Consider the following 6,952-nt stretch of genomic DNA (forward strand, 5'->3'; position numbering starts at 1 on the left):
CGAGACGATACCCAGCAATAGAGGTAAGTTCAAATCTTATTTAGCCCAGATTTGAGTTGGGCTATCTTACCGCTTCCACTTCGTGTCGAGACAATACCCAGCAATAGAGGTAAGTTCAAGAGTTTGAGTTCTACTTGAAAGAACATGGTGCGGAAAGAGAGACTTGAACTCTCACATCCGAAGATACTGGAACCTAAATCCAGCGCGTCTACCAATTCCGCCACTTCCGCACAGTAGATATTCTATTTATAGCTAACATCTCAAAAAGAGATGGCTGGAGTACCAGGATTTGAACCTGGGAATGGCGGGATCAAAACCCGCTGCCTTACCGCTTGGCGATACTCCAGCAATAGAGGTAAGTTCAAATCTTATTTAGCCCAGATTTGAGTTAGGCTATTTTACCGCTTCCACTTCGTGTCGAGACGATACCCAGCAATAGAGGTAAGTTCAAATCTTATTTAGCCCAGATTTGAGTTGGGCTATCTTACCGCTTCCACTTCGTGTCGAGACAATACCCAGCAATAGAGGTAAGTTCAAGAGTTTGAGTTCTACTTGAAAGAACATGGTGCGGAAAGAGAGACTTGAACTCTCACATCCGAAGATACTGGAACCTAAATCCAGCGCGTCTACCAATTCCGCCACTTCCGCACAGCGTAGCTAACATCTCAAAAAGAGATGGCTGGAGTACCAGGATTTGAACCTGGGAATGGCGGGATCAAAACCCGCTGCCTTACCGCTTGGCGATACTCCAACGAAATAAAATCTTTTTGAGTTCTGATTTAAAAGAACATGGTGCGGAAAGAGAGACTTGAACTCTCACATCCGAAGATACTGGAACCTAAATCCAGCGCGTCTACCAATTCCGCCACTTCCGCATATCATTTCGCATTAGTTATTAGAACCTAAATCCAGCGTCTATATTAAGACATCGACCAATTCCAAAACTTCCGCATTTGTAAATGGTGGCTATGCCCTGATTTGAACAGGGGACCCCATCATTATGAGTGATGTGCTCTAACCAGCTGAGCTACATAGCCATTGGCTGGAGTACCAGGATTTGAACCTGGGAATGGCGGGATCAAAACCCGCTGCCTTACCGCTTGGCGATACTCCAACGAAATAAAATCTTTTTGAGTTCTGATTTAAAAGAACATGGTGCGGAAAGAGAGACTTGAACTCTCACATCCGAAGATACTGGAACCTAAATCCAGCGCGTCTACCAATTCCGCCACTTCCGCACAGCGTAGCTAACATCTCAAAAGAGATGGCTGGAGTACCAGGATTTGAACCTGGGAATGGCGGGATCAAAACCCGCTGCCTTACCGCTTGGCGATACTCCAACGAAAATTTGATTGTTTTAGTTCCAATCAAGAACATGGTGCGGAAAGAGAGACTTGAACTCTCACATCCGAAGATACTGGAACCTAAATCCAGCGCGTCTACCAATTCCGCCACTTCCGCACATCTTTTGGCATTAGTTATTGGAACCTAAATCCAGCGTCTATATCAAGACAACTGCCAATTCCGCTACTTCTGCACATTTTTTGCAACAACAAAACGATAAGTTTTGGTAGTAGTTAAAATATGGTGGCTATGCCCTGATTTGAACAGGGGACCCCATCATTATGAGTGATGTGCTCTAACCAGCTGAGCTACATAGCCATCTATTTAACTTCTCATCATCGCTGATGCGGGGCGTATTATGCGTATATGCCCCCAAGCCGTCAACACCTTTTTTGCAAAAAATCTGCTAACACAGTTTGTTTGCAGATAAATTAAGCGAAACGGCTTGTTTTTATATCAAATCATGCAGGGCAATTGCAAATGTTTAACAATGCCTGTGAATTTTTATTCCTTTAGAGTCTATAACTTGCTTTGAAGAAAAGGCGCTATTTGATTAAAAAGCAGAGTTGATAAAACTAAAAAGGAGCCGAAGCTCCTTTTATTGCGATAGCGTGTAGTAACTATGGTTACACATTAAATAAGAAGTTCATCACATCGCCATCTTTTACGATGTATTCTTTACCTTCTTGACGCATTTTACCTGCATCTTTCGCACCTGATTCACCACGGAACTCGATATAATCATCAAAGCCAATAGTCTGCGCTCGAATAAAACCACGCTCAAAGTCTGTGTGGATTTTACCTGCAGCTTGAGGTGCTGTCGCGCCAACAGGGATAGTCCATGCTCGTACTTCTTTTACGCCAGCTGTAAAGTAAGTTTGCAGTTTCAACAACTCATAGCCACCACGTATTACGCGGTTCAGGCCCGGCTCTTCTAAGCCTAAGTCATCCATAAACTCTTTCTTATCTTCGTCTTCAAGTTCAGAAAGCTCAGCCTCAATTGCTGCACATACTGGGATCACAACCGCGTCTTCTGCAGCTGCAATTTCACGCACTTTGTCTAGAAATGGGTTATTTTCAAAGCCATCTTCGTTAACATTGGCGATGTACATAGTTGGCTTGATCGTTAAAAAGTTTAGGTAGCTTATTGCTGCAGCTTCTTCTTTATTTAGCTCAAGTGAGCGAAGCGTTAAACCTTCGTCCAAGTGCGCTTTTACTTTTTCAAGTACAACCAGTTCAAATTTCGCGTCTTTATCGCCGCCTTTCGCTTTCTTTGCGTTACGTAAAACTGCGCGATCTGCAGTATCCATGTCTGCAAGTACCAGCTCAGTGTTAATAACATCAATGTCTTCAGCAGGATCGATTTGACCCGCTACGTGAACGATATTTTCATTTTCAAAACAGCGAACTACATGACCGATAGCATCCGTTTCACGGATGTTTGCCAAAAACTGGTTACCTAAACCTTCACCTTTTGATGCGCCTTTTACCAAACCGGCAATATCTACAAACTCCATTGAAGTTGGGATAGTACGCTGAGGATTTACAATTTCAGCTAGCTGGTCAAGACGAGCATCTGGTACTGGTACTACACCGGTATTCGGTTCGATAGTACAAAAAGGAAAGTTCGCGGCCTCAATGCCCGCTTTAGTCAACGCATTAAATAAAGTAGATTTACCTACGTTAGGTAAACCAACAATGCCACATTTAAAACCCATAGTGTTTATTCCTAAATTTCTACCGTATTATCTCAAGCCCGCATCATGGCGAACGAGAAGCTTAGGTATTACTCAATCAATCGCAGCAGTGAACTGTTACGGTTTAAATGAATGTAGTCGATTTTGCGCTTTTAACACACCGTCTTTTGCGAGTATTTCCATACATCGAACTGCTTCATCCACAGCGGCATCAATTTTTTCTTGATCAGCTTGTGGTGCTTTGCCTAGAACCCACCCTGTGACTTTGTCTCTGTGTCCTGGGTGACCAATACCAACGCGCAATCGCATGAATTCTTTGTTATTTGCCATTTTAGCGATAATGTCTTTTAAGCCATTGTGGCCGCCGTGACCACCGCCTTTTTTGAGTTTGGCGATACCGGGTTCTAAATCCATTTCATCGTGAGCAACTAGAATACTCTCGACGGGGATCTTATAAAAATTGGCAAGACTCGCAACCGCTTTACCACTTAAGTTCATATAAGTAGTAGGGATCAGCAACTTAAACTCTTGGTTATTGATGAGCACTTTGCCTGTGAGGCCGTGATGCTTAGTGTCTGGTTTTAGGAGGCAGTTGTATCTTCTGGCTAGTTCTTCGATAAACCAAGCGCCAGCGTTATGACGGGTGTTTGCGTATTCGGGGCCTGGATTAGCCAGGCCCACAAGCATTTGAATATTATTCAAGGTGTTAACACCTGAATAATTACTCAGCTGCGTCTTCAGCAGACTCTTCAGCAGGAGCTGCTTTAGGAGCGTTTACTGAAACAACTGCTTGGTCGTGATCTGCACCTTTAGCAAGTTCAACTGAAACAACACCAGCTGGAAGGTTGATGTCAGAAAGGTGTAGAGTTTCGCCAACAGCTAGAGTCGCTACGTCAACTTCAATGAACTCAGGAAGTCTTGCTGGAAGACAAGTGATTTCAATTTCAGTTAGTTGGTGAACGATAGTGTTACCACCTTTAGTCGCTTTCTCTTCGTTGATGAAGTGAACAGGAACTTTAGTGTGAAGCTTTTGAGAAGCATCAACGCGTTGGAAGTCTAAGTGAGTGATCTTAGGCTTGTACGGGTGACGTTGGATATCTTTAAGAATTGCTTCAACAGACTCACCGCCAATGTTAAGCGTTAGGATGTGAGTGTAGAAACCTTCGTCTTCTTGCGCTTTCAAAATTTTGTTGTGATCAAAAGTTAGTGAAACCGCATCTTTACCAGCACCGTATAGGATTGCAGGAACTTTATCTGCGCGACGTAGGCGGCGGCTCGCACCAGTACCTAGGTCAGAACGTACTTCAGCGTCAAATTTGTAGTCAGACATGGATGTCTCCAAAATAATTAAGTTAATGTATCAGAGAGCTCGCGACCAAGCTCCCTGCCTAAAAAAGGCGCGCCAATATACCACTAACGCACTTGCAATGAAACCTATAAAACAAAAAAAGCACCAGAGGTGCTTTTTGGCTAATCAGTTTTGCTGCTGATTAATGTTGAAACATCGCAGAGATTGATTCTTCGTTGCTGATACGGCGGATTGTTTCAGCCATCATATCCGCAAGTGTCAATACTTTGATGTTATCAAGCGCTTTCAATTCATCAGAAAGTGGAATTGAATCAGTCACAATAACTTCATCGATAACAGAGTTACGTAGATTTTCCGCTGCATTGCCCGAAAGTACTGGGTGAGTTGCGTAAGCGAATACGCGCTTTGCACCGTGCTCTTTAAGTGCTGCGGCTGCTTTACATAAAGTACCGCCTGTATCTATCATGTCATCGACAATGATACAGTCACGACCAGCAACATCACCAATGATGTGCATAACTTGAGAAACGTTAGCCTGTGGACGACGCTTATCAATGATCGCTAGGTCTTTATCATCTAACAGTTTTGCAATCGCACGAGCACGAACCACACCACCGATATCAGGTGAAACTACTACTACATCTTCGAACTTACGCTCTTTCATGTCTTCGATTAGCACTGGGCTACCGAATACATTGTCAACAGGTACGTCGAAGAAGCCTTGGATTTGTTCTGCGTGTAGGTCAACGGTAAGAACACGGTCGACACCTACGCTTGAAAGGAAGTCTGCAACAACTTTAGCAGTAATTGGAACACGAGCAGAACGCACTCGGCGGTCTTGACGTGCGTAACCGAAATAAGGAATAACGGCTGTGATACGACCAGCAGATGCACGACGTAGCGCATCAACCATGACGATTAACTCCATTAAATTATCATTTGTAGGAGCACATGTTGATTGGATGATGAATACATCTGAACCACGAACGTTTTCGTTGATTTGAACGCTAATTTCACCGTCGCTAAAACGGCCAACAACGGCATCACCTAACTCAATAAACAAACGTTTTGCAACTTTTTGAGCTAGCTCAGGTGTTGCGTTACCAGCGAAGAGCTTCATGTCGGGCACGGTAGGGTTCCTCAGGCACTGAATTTTTTGGACTAACATGCAATGACCATGAAATAAAAAAGTCAAAACAAGCTAACTTAAACAATTTACTTCTAGTTTTGCCAAGCGCGCAATTGTCGATGACAAATTGACTCACTTGTATTTTGGGCAATAAAGCCCTGCCAAGATGAAGGTAGGATTTCGAGCACACGCAGCGCTGCCTCACGATTTTCAAACTCCGCGAAACAACAAGCTCCAGTACCAGTCATTTTGGTTGGTGCATATTTTAGCAACCACGCGAGGGTCTTTTCAACCTCGGGGTAAAGCTTTTTGACAAGAGTTTGACAGTCGTTGCCCGTATCCGAGAGTTTCCAGCCGCTTTTTAGCTTTGGTGTATTGCGTGGTAAGTCTGGGTGAGTAAAAACTAATGCGGTGCTGACATGAACGGGTGGGGCAACCACCAAATACCATTTTTGAGCGATGTCAATGGGCTCAAGTTGCTCACCAACACCGTGGGCTACGGCTGTTTTACCTTCAACAAAAACAGGCACATCGGCGCCTAGTTGGAGACCGAGTTTTGCAAGTTCTGGGATAGTAAGCTGACATTGCCACAGCATATTGAGTGCCAATAAAGTCGTGGCAGCATCGGATGAACCACCACCAACACCTCCACCCATAGGAAGCTGTTTATTTAAGTGGATGTCGACACCAGCCGCAATTTTTTTATAGGGCTCAAGAATTTTGGCGGCTTTATAAATGAGGTTATCTTCGAGTGGAATACCTGCGGTGTCACCACAAATGACGATTTCTTGCTGGTTACTGGTTAGCGTAAATGCTAATTCATCACCAAAATCTAAGAAAGTAAATAAAGTTTCTAGTTCATGGTAGCCGTCTTCTCGACGGCCATTGATATGCAAAAAAAGATTTAATTTTGCCGGAGCGCTTAGCGTCAATGTCTTCATTTAAACTGCCATGAAGTGATTAATACTTTGACCTCAATATTGGTCGATGAGAGTTTCATACGGCTAGGTAGCCACATTCCATCTTGCATTTTATATTGTTGATAGGTGATTTGCCACACTCGGCCTGATGGGCTCTGCCACTGTGCATTGCTTATTCTGCCAAGGTCATCAAGTGTGCTGGCTGGTGCTTCGACTAAGCCTGTTAGCCATTGAGGGGCTTGATTGACCGGAAGAGAGAGGCCACTTAACCGCTTAACCAAGTCGCTACTGTCCATGCCTTTATGGACATTGTCTTCAAAGGTCAGCTCTGAGTGCGTGTCTAACTCTTCTAGTTCGAATATGCGGGTGCCAACAAAGCTGGTTAAAATCAGATTTTGTTTCTCTTCTTTTAAATACCAATTAAAGTTAGCTGATTGACGATTGTCTGGGGCAATAAATGCAAGTTTACCTCTCGCTTGCCAATTCTTTTGATGTTTTAGCTTAGATTGCCAGTCTTGTGCTACGTTTTGCTGAGGTAATTGTTGCGCACAAC

6 protein-coding genes and 11 tRNA genes are annotated in these 6,952 nt (G+C 43.8%); all 17 read right to left on the bottom strand.

Going from position 1 to position 6,952, the window contains the following annotated elements; translation table 11 throughout:
- Positions 1 to 145: 145 nt before the first annotated feature.
- Positions 146 to 230: transfer RNA gene (locus L1D50_RS20120), tRNA-Leu, on the bottom strand.
- A 41-nt stretch (positions 231 to 271) separates the two neighbouring features.
- A tRNA-Gln gene (locus L1D50_RS20125) sits at positions 272 to 346 on the bottom strand.
- Between the two features lie 217 nt (positions 347 to 563).
- Positions 564 to 648, bottom strand: a tRNA-Leu gene (locus L1D50_RS20130).
- A gap of 28 nt (positions 649 to 676) precedes the next feature.
- Positions 677 to 751: transfer RNA gene (locus L1D50_RS20135), tRNA-Gln, on the bottom strand.
- Between the two features lie 39 nt (positions 752 to 790).
- Positions 791 to 875: transfer RNA gene (locus L1D50_RS20140), tRNA-Leu, on the bottom strand.
- A gap of 85 nt (positions 876 to 960) precedes the next feature.
- Positions 961 to 1,037 (bottom strand) — tRNA-Met (locus L1D50_RS20145).
- A 2-nt stretch (positions 1,038 to 1,039) separates the two neighbouring features.
- Positions 1,040 to 1,114, bottom strand: a tRNA-Gln gene (locus L1D50_RS20150).
- Between the two features lie 39 nt (positions 1,115 to 1,153).
- Positions 1,154 to 1,238: transfer RNA gene (locus L1D50_RS20155), tRNA-Leu, on the bottom strand.
- A gap of 27 nt (positions 1,239 to 1,265) precedes the next feature.
- Positions 1,266 to 1,340 (bottom strand) — tRNA-Gln (locus L1D50_RS20160).
- Between the two features lie 36 nt (positions 1,341 to 1,376).
- Positions 1,377 to 1,461 (bottom strand) — tRNA-Leu (locus L1D50_RS20165).
- A 124-nt stretch (positions 1,462 to 1,585) separates the two neighbouring features.
- Positions 1,586 to 1,662 (bottom strand) — tRNA-Met (locus L1D50_RS20170).
- A 308-nt stretch (positions 1,663 to 1,970) separates the two neighbouring features.
- On the bottom strand, positions 1,971 to 3,062 hold the full coding sequence (gene ychF / locus L1D50_RS20175) for a redox-regulated ATPase YchF (protein WP_128725974.1): 1,092 nt from the start codon (positions 3,060 to 3,062) through the stop codon (positions 1,971 to 1,973).
- A gap of 96 nt (positions 3,063 to 3,158) precedes the next feature.
- Complete coding sequence (gene pth, locus L1D50_RS20180) at positions 3,159 to 3,743, bottom strand: aminoacyl-tRNA hydrolase (protein WP_128725973.1); 585 nt, start codon at positions 3,741 to 3,743, stop codon at positions 3,159 to 3,161.
- 19 nt (positions 3,744 to 3,762) lie between these two features.
- Positions 3,763 to 4,371, bottom strand: a complete 609-nt coding sequence (locus L1D50_RS20185; RefSeq protein ID WP_128725972.1) for a 50S ribosomal protein L25/general stress protein Ctc — start codon at positions 4,369 to 4,371, stop codon at positions 3,763 to 3,765.
- A gap of 160 nt (positions 4,372 to 4,531) precedes the next feature.
- Positions 4,532 to 5,479 carry a ribose-phosphate pyrophosphokinase gene (locus tag L1D50_RS20190; protein ID WP_010370444.1) on the bottom strand — a complete coding sequence of 316 codons (948 nt, stop codon included), beginning with the start codon at positions 5,477 to 5,479 and terminating at the stop codon, positions 4,532 to 4,534.
- A 92-nt stretch (positions 5,480 to 5,571) separates the two neighbouring features.
- A complete protein-coding gene (gene ispE, locus L1D50_RS20195; protein WP_128725971.1) occupies positions 5,572 to 6,420 on the bottom strand; it encodes a 4-(cytidine 5'-diphospho)-2-C-methyl-D-erythritol kinase in 849 nt (282 codons plus the stop codon).
- Positions 6,417 to 6,952, bottom strand: a 536-nt coding sequence (lolB, locus tag L1D50_RS20200) for a lipoprotein insertase outer membrane protein LolB (RefSeq protein ID WP_239966680.1), incomplete at its 5' end; no start/stop codon positions are given. The genes ispE and lolB, both read right to left, overlap by 4 nt.

It is taken from the genome of Pseudoalteromonas sp. Isolate6, assembly GCF_022398435.1.
GTDB lineage: Bacteria > Pseudomonadota > Gammaproteobacteria > Enterobacterales > Alteromonadaceae > Pseudoalteromonas > Pseudoalteromonas galatheae.